14 protein-coding genes are annotated in these 14245 nt (G+C 69.7%); 4 read left to right on the top strand and 10 right to left on the bottom strand.

Going from position 1 to position 14245, the window contains the following annotated elements; genetic code table 11:
- The 3 genes from xylB (at position 1) to AB0C25_RS16065 (ending at position 4163) form a co-directional block, all read left to right on the top strand.
- The gene (gene xylB, locus AB0C25_RS16075; protein WP_357373729.1) at positions 1–1428 is read left to right on the top strand and encodes a xylulokinase; all 1428 of its coding nucleotides are present in this window, start codon (positions 1–3) and stop codon (positions 1426–1428) included.
- A 91-nt stretch (positions 1429–1519) separates the two neighbouring features.
- The gene (locus AB0C25_RS16070) at positions 1520–2974 is read left to right on the top strand and encodes an MFS transporter (protein WP_357373727.1); all 1455 of its coding nucleotides are present in this window, start codon (positions 1520–1522) and stop codon (positions 2972–2974) included.
- Between the two features lie 589 nt (positions 2975–3563).
- The gene (locus AB0C25_RS16065; RefSeq protein WP_357373725.1) at positions 3564–4163 is read left to right on the top strand and encodes a hypothetical protein; all 600 of its coding nucleotides are present in this window, start codon (positions 3564–3566) and stop codon (positions 4161–4163) included.
- A 179-nt stretch (positions 4164–4342) separates the two neighbouring features.
- Here the strand turns inward: AB0C25_RS16065 and AB0C25_RS16060 are convergent, their stop codons facing one another.
- From AB0C25_RS16060 to AB0C25_RS16040, 5 genes are all read right to left on the bottom strand, one after another.
- Positions 4343–6022, bottom strand: a complete 1680-nt coding sequence (locus AB0C25_RS16060) for a glycoside hydrolase family 13 protein (RefSeq protein ID WP_357373977.1) — start codon at positions 6020–6022, stop codon at positions 4343–4345.
- Between the two features lie 30 nt (positions 6023–6052).
- On the bottom strand, positions 6053–7099 hold the full coding sequence (locus AB0C25_RS16055) for a LacI family DNA-binding transcriptional regulator (protein ID WP_357373723.1): 1047 nt from the start codon (positions 7097–7099) through the stop codon (positions 6053–6055).
- A 68-nt stretch (positions 7100–7167) separates the two neighbouring features.
- Positions 7168–8136 carry a carbohydrate ABC transporter permease gene (locus tag AB0C25_RS16050; protein WP_357373721.1) on the bottom strand — a complete coding sequence of 323 codons (969 nt, stop codon included), beginning with the start codon at positions 8134–8136 and terminating at the stop codon, positions 7168–7170.
- Between the two features lies 1 nt (position 8137).
- Positions 8138–9184 (bottom strand): sugar ABC transporter permease, encoded by a 1047-nt coding sequence (locus tag AB0C25_RS16045; RefSeq protein WP_357373719.1) that lies wholly within the window; start codon positions 9182–9184, stop codon positions 8138–8140.
- Between the two features lie 70 nt (positions 9185–9254).
- Positions 9255–10601: an ABC transporter substrate-binding protein gene (locus AB0C25_RS16040; RefSeq protein ID WP_357373717.1), complete on the bottom strand. Its 1347-nt coding sequence runs from the start codon at positions 10599–10601 to the stop codon at positions 9255–9257.
- 250 nt (positions 10602–10851) lie between these two features.
- Here AB0C25_RS16040 and AB0C25_RS16035 point away from each other — a divergent pair, with 250 nt between their 5' ends.
- Positions 10852–11625, top strand: a complete 774-nt coding sequence (locus AB0C25_RS16035; protein ID WP_357373715.1) for a peptidoglycan DD-metalloendopeptidase family protein — start codon at positions 10852–10854, stop codon at positions 11623–11625.
- Positions 11626–11674: 49 nt separating this feature from the next.
- Here the strand turns inward: AB0C25_RS16035 and AB0C25_RS16030 are convergent, their stop codons facing one another.
- From AB0C25_RS16030 to AB0C25_RS16010, 5 genes are all read right to left on the bottom strand, one after another.
- Complete coding sequence (locus AB0C25_RS16030; RefSeq protein ID WP_357373713.1) at positions 11675–12169, bottom strand: TspO/MBR family protein; 495 nt, start codon at positions 12167–12169, stop codon at positions 11675–11677.
- A 160-nt stretch (positions 12170–12329) separates the two neighbouring features.
- On the bottom strand, positions 12330–12473 hold the full coding sequence (locus AB0C25_RS16025) for a GPGG-motif small membrane protein (protein WP_007464364.1): 144 nt from the start codon (positions 12471–12473) through the stop codon (positions 12330–12332).
- Entirely contained in the window at positions 12464–13240 is a 777-nt protein-coding gene (locus AB0C25_RS16020; RefSeq protein WP_357254750.1) for a metallophosphoesterase, read from the bottom strand. Before AB0C25_RS16020 ends, AB0C25_RS16025 begins: the two co-directional genes overlap by 10 nt.
- Positions 13241–13251: 11 nt before the next feature.
- Complete coding sequence (locus AB0C25_RS16015; protein WP_357254748.1) at positions 13252–13530, bottom strand: hypothetical protein; 279 nt, start codon at positions 13528–13530, stop codon at positions 13252–13254.
- A complete protein-coding gene (locus AB0C25_RS16010; protein ID WP_357373711.1) occupies positions 13527–14111 on the bottom strand; it encodes a nucleotidyltransferase in 585 nt (194 codons plus the stop codon). The genes AB0C25_RS16015 and AB0C25_RS16010 overlap by 4 nt, the downstream gene beginning before the upstream one ends.
- Between the last annotated feature and the right edge of the window lie 134 nt (positions 14112–14245).

Here is a 14245-nt window from a genome sequence, read left to right as displayed (position 1 = left end):
ATGCCGTTGGTCGCAGGCGTCGACTCGTCCACCCAGTCCTGCAAGGTGGTCGTCCGGGACGCGGAGACCGGGGCTCTGCTTCGGCAGGGCCGCGCACCGCACCCGGACGGCACCGAGGTCGACCCGGAAGCCTGGTGGCAGGCGCTGTGTAGCGCCGTCGACCAGGCCGGCGGGTTGGCCGACGTGGCGGCGATCTCCGTCGCCGGCCAGCAGCACGGCATGGTGTGTCTCGACGAGGACGGCCGGGTGGTCCGCCCGGCACTGCTGTGGAACGACACCCGATCCGCCGACGCCGCCGCCGATCTCGTCGAAGAGGCCGGCGGCGGCGCGGCCGGGCGTCGGTTCTGGGCCGAAGCCGCCGGCAGTGTCCCGGTGGCCAGCTTCACCATCACCAAACTGCGGTGGCTGGCCACCCACGAGCCGGAGGCGGCGGCCCGCGTGGCGGCCGTCTGCCTGCCGCACGACTGGCTGACGTGGCGGCTGGCCGGCGCCCCGGGGTTGGGCGCGCTGCGCACCGACCGCGGTGACGCCAGCGGCACCGGCTACTGGTCGCCGGCGACCGGCGACTACCGACCGGACCTGTTGGAACGGGGCTTCGGCCGGCAGTTGGTGCTGCCCGAGGTGCTTGGTCCGGCGGAGTCGGCCGGCAAGCTGGCCGACGAGCTGGGTGGGTCGGGCGGCGCGCTGCTCGGCGCGGGCACCGGGGACAATGCCGCCGCCGCGTTCGGCGTCGGTGCCGGCCCGGGTGACGTGGTCGTCTCGATCGGCACCTCCGGCACCGTGTTCAGCGTCGCCGACGTGCCGGCCGCCGACGAGAGCGGTGCCGTCGCCGGTTTCGCCGACGCGTCCGGTCGGTTCCTGCCGCTGGTCTGCACGCTCAACGCGGCCCGGGTGCTGGACGCGGCCGCGGCGATGCTCGGCGTCAGCCTGGACGAGCTGGCCGATCTGGCGCTCTCCGCGCCGGCCGGCGCGGACGGGCTGGTCATGGTGCCCTACCTGGAGGGCGAGCGGACGCCGAACCGACCGCTCGCCACCGGCGCCGTGCACGGGCTGACCCTGCGCACGTCGACCCCCGCGCACCTGGCGCGGGCCGCCGTGGAGGGCATGCTCTGCGCGCTCGCCGACGGCCTGGACGCGTTGACCGCACAGGGTGCCACCGTCCGCCGGGTCATCCTGGTCGGCGGCGGAGCCCGGTCGGCCGCGGTGCGTCGGATCGCCCCGCAGGTCTTCGGCTGCCCGGTCGTCGTCCCGCCGGCCGGGGAGTACGTCGCCGACGGTGCCGCCCGCCAGGCCGCCTGGGTCGCCCTGGGCGGCCCGACGCCACCGCAGTGGGCGGTCGAGGGCACCGAGGAGTACGCCGCCGAGCCGGTCCCCGCCGTGCGGGACCAGTACGCGGCGGCTCGCGGGCTGGTTCTCGACCGACGCTGACCGTCCGGATCGACGAGGTGGGTGCCGGGGTACGTCGACCGGCACCCACCCGCGTGACGGCCCCCTCCGCCGAGTCTGGTTGGCTGCCGGCATGACGGTGACCAGTGGCGGACCCGGCCGGGGACGGGCACAGCCCGGCTCACGCCCGCCCGGTCGGGGCGGCGGTCCGGCCCACCGGTTGTACAGCGTCGTGGTGTTCGTGCTGCTCGCCTCCCTGGACAACGTGGCGATCGGGCTGGTACCGCCGCTCTACGGCCCGATCTCCGACGCGTTCGGCGTGTCGGGGCGGCTACTGGGTCTGGTCACCGCGGTCAGCTTCCTGGTCAGCGCGGTGGCCGCGGTCGGCTGGGCGTACGTCGGTGACCGGGCCAACCGCAAACGGCTGCTCATGGTGGGCACGCTGCTCTGGGCGGCCGGCACCGGCGGCAGCGCGCTCGCCGGCGGGTACCTGACCTTCCTGGCCGCGCAGCTGGTCGCGGCCGTCGGCCTCGGCGCGGTCGGCTCGGTGGGCTTCTCCGTGGTCACCGACCTGATCTCACCGTCCCGGCGAGGGCTGGTGATGAGCTTCTGGGGCCTCTCCCAGGGGATCGGCACCCTCGCGGGCACGCTCGTCGGCGGCCTGCTCGGGGCTACCGACTGGCGACGACCCTTCCTGATCCTGACCGGCGTCGGCCTGGTCGCCACCCTGGCCTACCTCTTCACGTACGACGTCCGGCGCGGCCAGAGCGAGCCGGAGTTGGCCGACCGGCTGGATGCCGGCGCAGAGTACGACTACCGGATCAGTCGCGCCGACCTACCGCGCATCCTGGCCCGACGGACCAACAGGTGGCTGATCCTCCAGGGGCTGACCGCGCAGGCCGCGTTCGGCTCGCTGGTCTGGCTGCCGGTGCTCTTCGCCGAACGGGCCGAGGCCCAGGGCTACTCGACGTCGACAGCCGTGGTGGTGGGCAGCGTCTTCGCCACGCTGTTCCAGCTCGGCGGGGTGTTCTCCATCGTGGGCGGCCTGATCGGCGACGCGGTGCAGCGGCGTACCCCTCGGGGGCGGGCGTTGGTCGCCGCGGTCGGCATCCTCGCCGCGCTGCCGTTCTACCTGGTGTTGTTCTTCGTCCCGGTGACCATCGACGTGCCGGACGGCGCCAGCGGCGGCGCGGTCGTGGGCGCGGTGCTGACCAGTGTGTTCACCGAGCCGTCGGTCGGGCTGAGCCTGCTCACCGCGATCGTGGCGCTCGCGTTGACCTCGGCCAACTCACCGAACTGGTTCGCGTTGATCGCCGACGTCAACCCGCCGGAGCACCGGGGCACGGTCTACAGCCTGGGCAACCTGGTCAACGGGGTCGGTCGCGCGGCCGGCAACGGGTTGGTCGGGGTGGCCTTCCAGGGGCTGCGGGTGGCCTTCCCGCCGCCGTTGAACTTCGCCGTCGGGTTGGCCGCGTTCCAGCTCTTCTTCATTCCCACAGGTGTCATGTACTGGCTCGCCTCACGGACGTCGCCAGCGGACATCGAGAACGTGCACGACCTGCTGCACACCCGAGCCAACCGCCTCTGACCCCGCCGTCGCGTCGGGCTCGCCGTGGCGTCGGGCACGCCGTGGCGTCGGGCACGCCGTGACGCCGGGCACGCCGTGACGCCGGGCTGCGCCCGCACCTGCAAGATCACGCTACATCCTGGATTTAGTGGTGTCCTGCGATCTTGAGGCCACCACTAAATCCAGGATTTTGCGCGATCTTGGCACGCAAATGCGGCGAATCGACTGCGTCGACCTCGGCGAGGGGGCGCGTGGGGGTTCGGCACGGGAGGGGAGTGGGCGTCCTCGGCGACGAGGTGTGTGAGGCGGAGGCACGAGCTGCTGCACCGCAGGGCCGAGCATCTGTGAGCGCGGGCCTCCTTGACTTGGCGGATTCGAGTATTCCCTTCGACGGCCTCTCCCGGGTGGCGTCGCCGCTGCTGGCGCGGGCTCGCGCAGGTGCCGGATCCGCATGATCCGCAGGGTCGTCGGCGTCGGCTGTTTTCCTGGGGCCCCGCAGGCTTTCCGGCCATGCCCTCGACATTGGCGCCTCGATGGTGCCGCACAGGCAGGGAAACCGTATCTTCGCCGTCTACGGCGTCGCGTAACCATAACTTAGCAAAAGGGGTGTATGAGCTGGTTTGTATATGCGGGGTTGCACGTAAAGGTGGCCATCTCTATTCTTTGCCCACGGTTCCTGCGACGTTGTCAAAACGTCCACGCTGAATTCGACACCGCCAACATTTCGGCTGCCGTGGTACAGCGTGCCTTTTTGCAGGTGACGAACCCATTGGAGAAGCTCTTGCTGCGACGGAAGCGAAACATCCGGCTGGCCGCGACGTCTATGGCCGCCCTATCTCTTGCTGCCGCGGGAGTGCTGCTGCCGGCCTCCCCTGCATCAGCTCGTCCCAAGGACTGCAGCCTGACCGTGAGGATCAGCCCGGACCCGGGATCCATGTACGCCCGCGCCGAGGTCAACTGCAGCAACAAGGAACACTTCGCCATTGACGTGGATATTTATCGGGAAGATACCGGCCCCGACGGTCAGGTTGCACACGCCTACAAGGGTTACCACGCCTCGGGTTACACCTATCTCTCGACCTCTGAGCCGTGCTCAGATGTTCAGACCAACAAGAGGTACTACGCAAAAGCGACGCTCTTCGACACTCGCTTCGGTCCGGGGATCGACGTAAAGGAGACGCAGAGCGGAACGGTTTCCGGGCACTGCTGAACGAAGTCCTCGGCCAGTAGGGCATCAGGCTGAGGGAGGCTTGTGGCTGGACGTTCCTCGACGCCCGGCGACGACCAACGGGGGGTGCGCAGAATTGCGCACCCCCCGTTTTGGCTCGTCGGCTAAAAAGCTCACTCACCCTAGCGTTCTGACGACTCCACGGAACTCTTCCGAACAGTTTAGGCCGGCTGGCGCACCCACACCGTGGTGTCGGTTGGGACCGCCCCGCGGTCGGTAAGCGGCGCGCTAACATGCACCACCTCGGCACCGGCCGGCACCGGCACCGACGCTGCACCGAAGTTGGTCAGCACGGTCAGCTCACCGTTGCGGAAGGTCAGCGCCTCGTCGCCGGAGGACACCCACTCCAGGGTGCCGCGACCCAGCCCGTGCTCGCGGCGCAGCCGCAGCGCCGTGCGGTACAGCTCGTACGTCGAGCCGGGCACGTCGCGCTGGCGGTCCAGCGCGTACTCCGCCCAGAGCGGCGGCTGCGGCAGCCAGCTCGCGTCGGTCGGGCCGAAGCCGTACGACGGGGCGTCGGCCTCCCACGGGATCGGCACCCGGCAGCCGTCCCGGCCGCGCTGGGTGTGCCCGCTGCGCGCCCAGGTCGGGTCCTGCCGGGCCTCGTCGGGCAGCGTGGTGTGCTCGGGCAGCCCCAGTTCCTCGCCCTGGTACAGGTACGCCGAGCCGGGCAGGGCGAGCATCAGCAGGGTGGCCGCCCGGGCCCGGCGCAGGCCGAGCGCGGCGTCCGGCTGCGAATCGCCGATGCCGATGCCGTTGGGCCGTACGGTGCCGATCGGCAGGCCGAGCCGGGAGGCGTGTCGCACCACGTCGTGGTTGGACAGCACCCAGGTGGTCGGCGCGCCGACCGAGTCGGTCGCCTCCAACGAGCGGGTGATCACCGCGTACTGGGCGGGCGCGGTCCACGCGGCGAGCAGGTACTCGAAGTTGAACGCCTGGTGCATCTCGTCCGGGCGGACGTAGCGGGCCAGCCGCTCGGCCGGCTCCACCCACGCCTCGGCGACCAGCACCCGCTCACCGGGGTAGCTGTCGAGAACCTGGCGCCACTGCCGGTAGATCTCGTGCACGCCCTCCTGGTCCCACATCGGCGGGCGCGGCTTGTCGATCTCGTTGCCGGAGAGGATCTCCTGGGGCTCCTGCCAGTCGGCCAGGTCGGCCTGCTTGATCAGGCCGTGCGCCACGTCCACCCGGAAGCCGTCCACGCCGCGGTCCAGCCAGAACCGCAGCACGTCCAGGAACTCCGCGTGCACCTCCGGGTTGTCCCAGTTGAGGTCCGGCTGGCCCGTGTCGAACAGGTGCAGGTACCACTGGCCGGGCTGCCCGTCGGCGTCCACCGTCCGGGTCCAGGCCGGGCCACCGAAGACGCTCTGCCAGTCGTTCGGCGGCTGGTCACCGGCCGGTCCGCGGCCGTCCCGGAAGATGTACCGGGACCGTTCCGGGCTGCCGGGCGCGGCGGGCAGCGCCGCCTGGAACCAGCGGTGCGCGGACGAGGTGTGGTTGGGGACCAGGTCGACGATCACCCGCAGGCTGCGGGACCGGGCCTCGGCGATCAGCCTGTCCGCGTCGGCGAGGGTGCCGAACAGCGGGTCGATGTCGCGGTAGTCGGCCACGTCGTAGCCGGCGTCGGCCTGCGGCGACGGGTAGAACGGGGAGAGCCACACCGCGTCCACGCCCAGCTCGACCAGGTGGTCGAGGCGGGCGGTGATGCCGGGCAGGTCGCCGACCCCGTCGCCGTCCGAGTCGGCGAACGAGCGGGGGTAGATCTGGTAGATGGTCGCCTCGGTCCACCAGCCGGTGACCGGGTGACCGGAGGAGTTCTGCTGCGTCGGATCGGTGTTCAGGGTCTTCTCCCGTGTCGCGGTGTGTGGATTTCAGTGTGCCCGGGGTGGTGCGGTCGAGTCCCGGACGACCAACCGAGTGGGCAGGATCACCGGTGTGTCGCGGCCGGCGGTCCGTTGACTCACGATGGCGCCCGCAGGGCGAGCCCCGAGCGGGTCGAGCAACATTCGGGCGGCGAGCCGTCCCTGTTCGGCGGCGGGCTGGGCGATGGTGCTGAGCCCCAGCACGCCGGCCAGATCGTGATCGTCGATGCCGATCACGCTGACGTCCTGCGGCACCCGCAGCCCGGCGTCGCGTACCGCGGTCATCGCTCCCATCGCCATCTCGTCGCAGGCGGCGACGATCGCGGTCGGCGGTTCGCCACTGGCCAGCAACTCGGCGGTGGCCCGGTTGCCGCCGTCGATGGTGAAGGTGGACTCGACGTCCAGGCTCGGGTCGGGCCGCAGGCCGGCGGCGCGCAGCTCCGCCCGGTAGCCACGGCGTCGGTCGAGGTGGGTGGTGAAGGCCAACTCGTCGTCCGGGTCGCCGGAGATGTGCGCGATCCGGTGGTGGCCGAGGTCGATCAGGTGCCGGGTCGCGGCCCGCGCGGCCGCGACGTCGTCGATCCGTACGCAGGGCCAGTTGGGCACCCTGCTGCCCGAGCTGATGGTGACCCCGGGCAGTTCCAGGGTGGCCAGCGCGGTCAGGTCGGCCGGCCGCAGTGGCGTGGCGACGAGCATGATGGCGTCCACCCGCTTGTGCAGGTTGGCCGTGCGCAGGACCCGCTGGCGGACCTGCTCCCGCCCGCCCAGGTTGTAGAGCAGCAGGTCGTAACCGGACTGGTGGAGGTACTCCTCGACCGCCTCGACGACGGTGCTGAAGAACCAGCGGGTGATCCGGGGGACCACCACCGCCACCGTGCCGGTTCGGCCACCGGCGAGCCGGGACGCGCTGGGTGAGACCGCGTAGTCGAGTTGCTCGGCGGCGGCGAGCACCCGGTGCCGGGTGGCGGCGGAGACCGTCGGTAGTCCGCGCAGGGCCCGCGAGACGGTGGCCGTGGACACACCGGCCAGCCGGGCCACATCATCGATCCTCGTCACGGTTCCCCCGCTCGGTGCCCGATGCGCCCGCCGCCGCCCGAGGGGTCAGGCGACGGCGGGCAAGCGGGTCAGCCCTTGACGCTGCCGGCGAGCAGACCTCGCACGAAGAAGCGTTGCAGGGACAGGAAGACAATGAGCGGTACGACGATGGAGACGAACGCGCCGGCGGTGAGCCGCTGCCACTCGTTGCCCCGGGTCCCGGCCATCTCGGCGAGGCGGACGGTGAGCGGGGCGGTCTCGTTGCCGCCACCGGCGAAGATCAGCGCGACCAGCAGGTCGTTCCAGACCCAGAGGAACTGGAAGATGCCGAACGCCGCCAGCGCCGGGGTGATCAACGGCAGCACGATGCTGCGGAAGATCTTCGGGTGGGTGGCCCCGTCGACCCGGGCCGCCTCCATCAGGTCTCCGGGCAGCTGCGAGATGAAGTTGTGCAGCAGGAAGACGGCGAACGGGAGCGCGAAGCAGGTGTGGGCGAACCACACCTGGGCGAACTTCTGTTCGTCGACCAGGTCCCAGGCCGGCATCAGGGTGACGCCACCGAGGGTGACGCCGGTGGAGAAGAACTTCAGCAGTGGCACCAGGGCCATCTGCAACGGCACGATCTGCAACGCGAAGATCGCGATGTAGACCCAGTCCCGGCCGCGGAAGTTGATCCAGGCCAGCGCGTACGCGGCCAGGCACGCGAAGGCGAGGGGGAAGAGCACCGACGGAATGGTGATCGCCAGCGAGTTGACGAAGGAACCGGCGAGCTGTCCGGAGGACGACGACCGCCCGAACAGGACCTGCTGGTAGTTCTCGAACGTGAACTGCGGGTTGGTGAAGGCCGTCCACCAGCCGGTGGTCTTGATCTCGTCCTCCGGCCGGAAAGAGGAGACGAGCAGGCCGAAGGTCGGGATGGTCCAGACCACCGCGATGATGACCGAGACGAGGGTCGCGGTGCGGCTGTTCAACCGCTTGCGGACCCGTCCGGCCGCGGTGGTCGGGGTGCCGTCGGTCTTCTGGGCGCCGGCGGCGACGGTGGGCGTTGCGGTGGTCATCTCAGCCCTCCCGCTGCTGACGGAGGTTGCGGATCTGGTAGATCACGACCGGGATGACCAGGATGAAGAGGAAGACGGCGAGCGCCGAGCCCTGCCCGTTCTGGCCGTACCGGAACGCCTGGTTGTACATCTCGCTGGCGATCACGCTGGTGTCGTAGTTGCCGTTTGTCGAGGTCCGGACGATGTCGAAGACCTTGAGCGTGGCGATCGTGAGCGTCACGACCACGACGATCAGCGCCGGCCGGATGCTCGGCATGGTGATCCGCCAGAACATCTGCCAGGGGCTGACGCCGTCGAGCCGGGCGGCTTCCACGATGTCGCCGGGGATGGCCTTGATCGCGGCGGAGAGCACCACCATGGCGAAACCGGCCTGGATCCAGACCATGATGACGATCAGCAGCAGCGTGTTCAGCGGCGATTCCAGCAGCCACTGCTTCGGCTCGCCGCCGAGGCTGACCACGATGTGGTTGAGCAGACCGATCTGGTCGCCGTCACCCCGGTAGGCGTAGACGAACTTCCAGATGATGCTGGCGCCCACGAAGGAGATGGCCATCGGCAGGAAGATCAGTGACTTGGCCACCGCCTCGAACCGGGCCTTGTCCACGAGTACGGCGTAGAGCAGGCCGAACCCGGTCGCCACCAACGGGACGAGGAGCACCCAGACCAGGGTGTTGATCAGGACCCGGACGATCGAGTCGTCGGAGAACATCCAGCCGTAGTTGCGCAGACCCACCCAGTTGGTGCTGCTTCCGTCCATCAGGGAGAGCAGCGTGGTGCGAATGGCCGGCACGACCAGGCCGATGACGAGCAGCAGCAATGTCGGCAGCAGGAAGAAGAACGCGAAGAGCCCCTCCCGCTGCTTGGGTCGGCGGGGCAGCGGGCCCCCGCCCACGGAGGCGGCGACGAGCTGTGCCTCCCGCCGACGGGCGAACCAGGCCGGCACCACGTCGAGCAGCAGGAGCAGACCACCAACGACCACCACGAAGGCGACCAGCCCGTACATCAGCATGAGGAACTTCGGCTGCTGATCGGCGAAGTCGAACTTCATCAACCCTCCCTTCCGGGTCCACCTCGGCCGGTGGCCCGGCCCGCGAGCGCGGACCGGGCCACCGCCGGGATCACTTAGGCCAACTGCTCTCGATGCCCTGGAGCACCGGGGCGGTCGGCTTGCCGTTCAGCCACTCGACCATGCCCTTCCAGAACGTCCCCGTGCCGACGGCGGCCGGCATCAGGTCGGATCCGTCGAAGCGGAAGGTGCCCGTCTTGTCCTGGAGGATCTGGACGGAGAGCTTGTCGATCGGGCTGGCCACGTTGGCGATGTCCAGCTTGTTGTTCGCCGTGACCCAGTTGCCGAGCTTCGCGCGGCTGTTCACGTACTCGGCCGAAGCCAGGTAGGTCTGCACCGCCTGGACCTCGGGGCGGTCGGCGTAGCCGACGACGAACTCGCCCGCGCCCAGCACCGGCTTGCCCTTGGCCGGGTCGATGGCCGGGAGGTAGAAGGCGAACGCGTCGCCGTCCTCGGCCACCTTGGTGCCCTCGGGGAACTGGTTGGCGTAGAACGACGCCTGTCGGTGCAGGGCGCACTTGCCGGTGGTGATCGGCAGGCCTGCGTCGCCGAAGGCGGTGGTGGTGATGCTCTTGACGCCGCCGAAGCCGCCGTTCATGTACTTGTCGTTCTTGAGGATGCTGCCGGCGCGGTCAACCGCGTCGACGACCTTCGGGTCGTTGAACGGGATGGCGTGGGTGGTCCACTGGTCGTAGACCTCGGGGCCGCCCGTCCGCAGCAGCACGTCCTCGATCCAGTCGGTGGCCGGCCAGCCGGTGGCGTCACCGGACTCGACGCCCGCGCACCACGGCTTCATGCCGCTGGCGGCGATCTTGTCGCTCAGGGTGATGAGCTGGTCCCAGGTGGTCGGGACCTCCCAGCCCTTCTCCTTGAACGTCTTCGGCGAGTACCAGACGAAGGACTTCACGTTGGCGCCGAGCGGCACGCCGTAGAGCGTCCCGTTGACGGTGCCGTACTTCAGCCAGTCGGCCGGCATGTTCTGCTCGGCGAGGGCCTTGGTGTCGGCGCTCAGGTTCTTCAGCTTGCCGGCGTCCGCGAAGCGCTTCACCAGGCCGGGCTGGGGCACGAAGGCGATGTCGGGGGCGTTGCCGCCGTCGACCCGGACGGGGAGCTGCGCCTCGAACTCGCCGCTGCCCTCGTAGTCGATCTCGATACCGGTGCAGTCCTCGAACGTCTTCCACGAGGTCCGGAGCAGGTCGGCCTCGGCGTCACGGATGGACGCGTAGATGGAGACCTTCTTGCCGTCGTGGCCCTCGTACTTGTCGTACGGGGCGCACTCCGCGGAGCCCGCGTTGTTGCTCTTCTTGTCGTCGCCGGTACCGCAGGCGGTGGCGCTGAGCGCCAGCCCGAGTACGCCGGCGATCACGAAGGCCTGGCGTGGTCTGGTAAAGACCGCCATGCCGTCCTCCTTCCTAGCCGGCGCGGTCGTGCTGGTGACCCGTCGCCGGTCCGATTGGGCGTGCACACATGTAAGCGCTTGCATTCGCTCCGGTCCACCCCCTGTCAGACACGAGCGAGTAACAATCCGGAAACCTGCGAGCTGCCTGGTGGGCGCGCTGCTGTCCCGAATCCTGGACTCTTTCGAAGATTGACGATATCTGTCAGGCTGGACGCACCGGATCGAAGGTTTTCGACATAGGAGGAGCTGCATGCGCAAGCGGTGGATGAGCCTGCTGGCGACGGGTCTGCTCGTCGGGGGAGCACTGGTGCCGGCGAGCCCGGCGCTGGCCGCGCCGACCTTCAAGGTGCCTTTCCCGTGCGGCCAGTCCTGGTCCGGCCAGACCAGGTCGGATCACAGCCCGGCGTACGCCGTCGACTTCAATCGCACCGATGACGTCGGCGACCCGGTGGTGGCCAGCGCCCCGGGCACCGTCGACCGGGTGACCGACCTCGGCGGCACCAGCTACGGCAAATATGTCCGAATCAACCACGGTGGCGGTTACAGCACCTACTACGCCCACCTGACCGGCTTCAACGTCTCGGTCGGGCAGTCCGTCGCCTACGGCAAGGTGCTCGGCTGGGTCGGCAGCACCGGCGGCTCGACCGGCCCTCACCTGCACTACGAGCAGCGCCTCAACGGCAGCGACATCCAGGTCCGCTTCAACGGCACCCTCGGCCTCTACTGGGGCACCAAGACCTACACCAGCGACAACGGGTGCTCCTCGGGCAGCGGCAACGGCACGGTCGACACCAGCGGCACCCCGCTGACCGTCCGCTCCGGCCCCGGCACCGGGTACGCCTCGGTGGGCACCGTCGCCGACGGCACCCGGGTGACCATCGCCTGCCAGACCAGCGGCACCACGGTCACCGGCACGTACGGCACCAGCTCGATCTGGGACCGCATCGGCTCCGGTAGGTACATCGCCGACGCGTACGTGTACACCGGCTCGGACGGTTACATCCCCGGCGTGCCCCGCTGCTGACTTGGGAACGGCCACGGTCCCGGCGGTCGGCGCCGCCGGGACCTGTCGGTCAGGAGTTCAGCTGCCAGATCGACAGGTTCAACGCGGCGGCGAAGGTGACCCAGGCCCAGTAGGGCAGCAGCAGTGCGGCCGCCACCCGGGACACCCGGGCGAACAGCACCACGGTGAGCCCGATCGCCAGCCACATCACCACGATCTCGGCGAACGCCAGACCGTACTGTCCCGCGCCGAAGAACAGCGGGGTCCAGATGGCGTTGAGCACCAGTTGCGCGGTCCACGCCCAGAGGGCGGCCGAGAAGCCGACCCGCCGCCACACCAGCCAGCCGGCCACGGCGATCAGCGCGTAGAGCAGCGACCAGACCGGCCCGAACAGCCAGGAGGGCGGCGCCCAGTCGGGCTGCCGCAGGCTCGCGTACTCGTCGGTGGTGCCCTGCACCCCCAGCCCGCCGATCGCGGCCGCGACGAAGACGGCCGCGGCGAAGCCGAAGAGGGCCCACCACCGTCGCCGTCCGGAGGTCCTCGAGGCGATCTGAGTTATCTCCATGGTCGAGATAATTTCCCAGCGGCGTCCGCTCAAACCGTCGACGGCGGCACGACCGCCCACAAAAAAGCGCCGGGATCGCCCCGGCCGGTGCTCCTGTCGGGAGGACGGAGCTCCGGTCGCGGCGACCCCGACGGGTCCCGGTTATGACGACGTGCGAACGCTAATTGAAGATGCTGACACCACCCGGGCCGACCAACAGCCCGACAACGATGAGGACGATGCCCCACAGGATCTGCCGGCGGAACAGCGCGAGGATGCCGGCGACCACGAGTACGACTGCGAGAATCCAAAGAATCAGCTCCATGACCTCTGAATACCCGACTGACTGATCGTGGAAACCTGGTCGGTGTCAAGTTGATCGCCCACGTGGAAGACGCTGTACGCCTGCTTGATCACCGGGTGCGCGACGTTGCGTACGCGTACCCCACCGGGGGTCGTGCCGCGCTCGGTGCCGGCGTGCGCGTGCCCGTGCAGGGCCAGCGCCGTGGGTGCCGAGTCGATCGCCTGCCCCAGCTGGTACGACCCGAGGAACGGGTAGATCTCCAACGGTTCGCCGACGAGCGTGTCCGGCACCGGTGCGTAGTGGGTGAGCGCGACGAGCATGTCGCAGTCCAGCGAGCGCAGCGCGGCGCCGAGGCGGTCCGCGCTGTCGGTGGTGGTCCGCACGAAGGACTTCATCTCCGGCTCGCCGAAGTCGCTCGCGCACCGCCCGGCGAACCCGCCGCCGAAGCCCTTGACGCCGGCGATGCCGAGCCGACCGCCGGCGCAGTCCAACACCACGCCGTTGCCCTCCAGCACGGTGATGCCCGCGTCCTCGAGCACCTTGACCACCTGGGGCACCTGGTCACACTGGTGGTCGTGGTTGCCCAGCACGGTCACCACCGGCACGGCCAACCCACCGAACTCCTCCGCCACGCAGCGCGCCTCGGCCTCGGTGCCGTGCCGGGTCAGATCCCCGGCCAGCAGCAGCACGTCGGCGCACTCCGGCAGCTCTTCCAACGCCGGTCGGAACCGTCCGACCACGTCCTCGTCCAGATGCACGTCACCCACCGCGGCGATCCGGATCACCATGGAACCCTCCCTCAGGGCAGTTGCTCGATCTCCGTGGGCGCCTGGGCGCGGATCACCCCGATGTCGCTGGCGATCGGTACGTCAGGAAAGCGTTCGGACACCCGGCGCAGGATCTCCGCCCGCCGGTGCGGACTCTCCACCTCGCCGTAGAGGACGAGGGCGCGTTCCCGTCGGACCACGGTGATCCCCTGTTCGGCGACGGCGGGGTCCTCGGCGAGCAGTCGCTGGATCTCCGCCTCGACGTACTCGTCGGGTGGTGGCCCGGCGCCGATGTCGCGATGATGGGTCACGATGTCCCCTCTCCTGGCTGGGTGCCGACCGCCGGCACCACCTCCAGCCGGTCCAGCAGCACCAGGAACGCCTCTGCGTACGGCGAGTGCTGCGTCTCCTTGCGTACCCGATCCCAGTCGATCTGCTCCCGCAGCGACCGGGCCAGTGGCAGGCCGCGGGCGAAGTCGCAGTAGTGCTGGGAGAAGCTGAGCAGTTTGTGCACCATCAGCTGGGTGGCGGACAGCACCGGCATCTGGATCGCGTCCACCGGCCGGATGACCGTGTCGGCGAACGTCTCCTCGGTCACCGGCGTCTCGATCGGCCGGTGGATGAGGTCCACCATCCGGCCGTCGTCGAAGACCTTGACCAGCCAGTCCTCCGGCGGTCGCTGAGCGACGAAGCCGGTGGCCACCAGGGCCTCCAGGGCCTGTTCCACGTCGGCCTCCCGGATCAGGAAGTCGACGTCGTGCTCACTGGAGTGGCCCCCGTGGGCGTAGACGGCGAAGCTGCCGCCCAGGGCGAACGGGATCTCGGACTGCTTGAGCACGGCGGCGACCTTCTTGAGGGTGTGCACCAGACTCTCGTCCCCGCGCTCAGCCATCTGGATCTCCCGTCGTGTTGGTGTACCGGCGGTTTGGGTTTCAGACTCCCGTACCCGGCATTCCGGTCGGCCACACCTCCATGAGACGCGGTCAGGTGGCAACAGGGATGAAACATCACAAACCTCGCGGAGCC

This window comes from Micromonospora sp. NPDC048839 (genome assembly GCF_040649915.1).
GTDB lineage: Bacteria > Actinomycetota > Actinomycetes > Mycobacteriales > Micromonosporaceae > Micromonospora.
The sequence above is the reverse complement of the archived record's forward strand: the minus strand, read 5'-3'. Positions and strand labels throughout refer to the sequence as shown.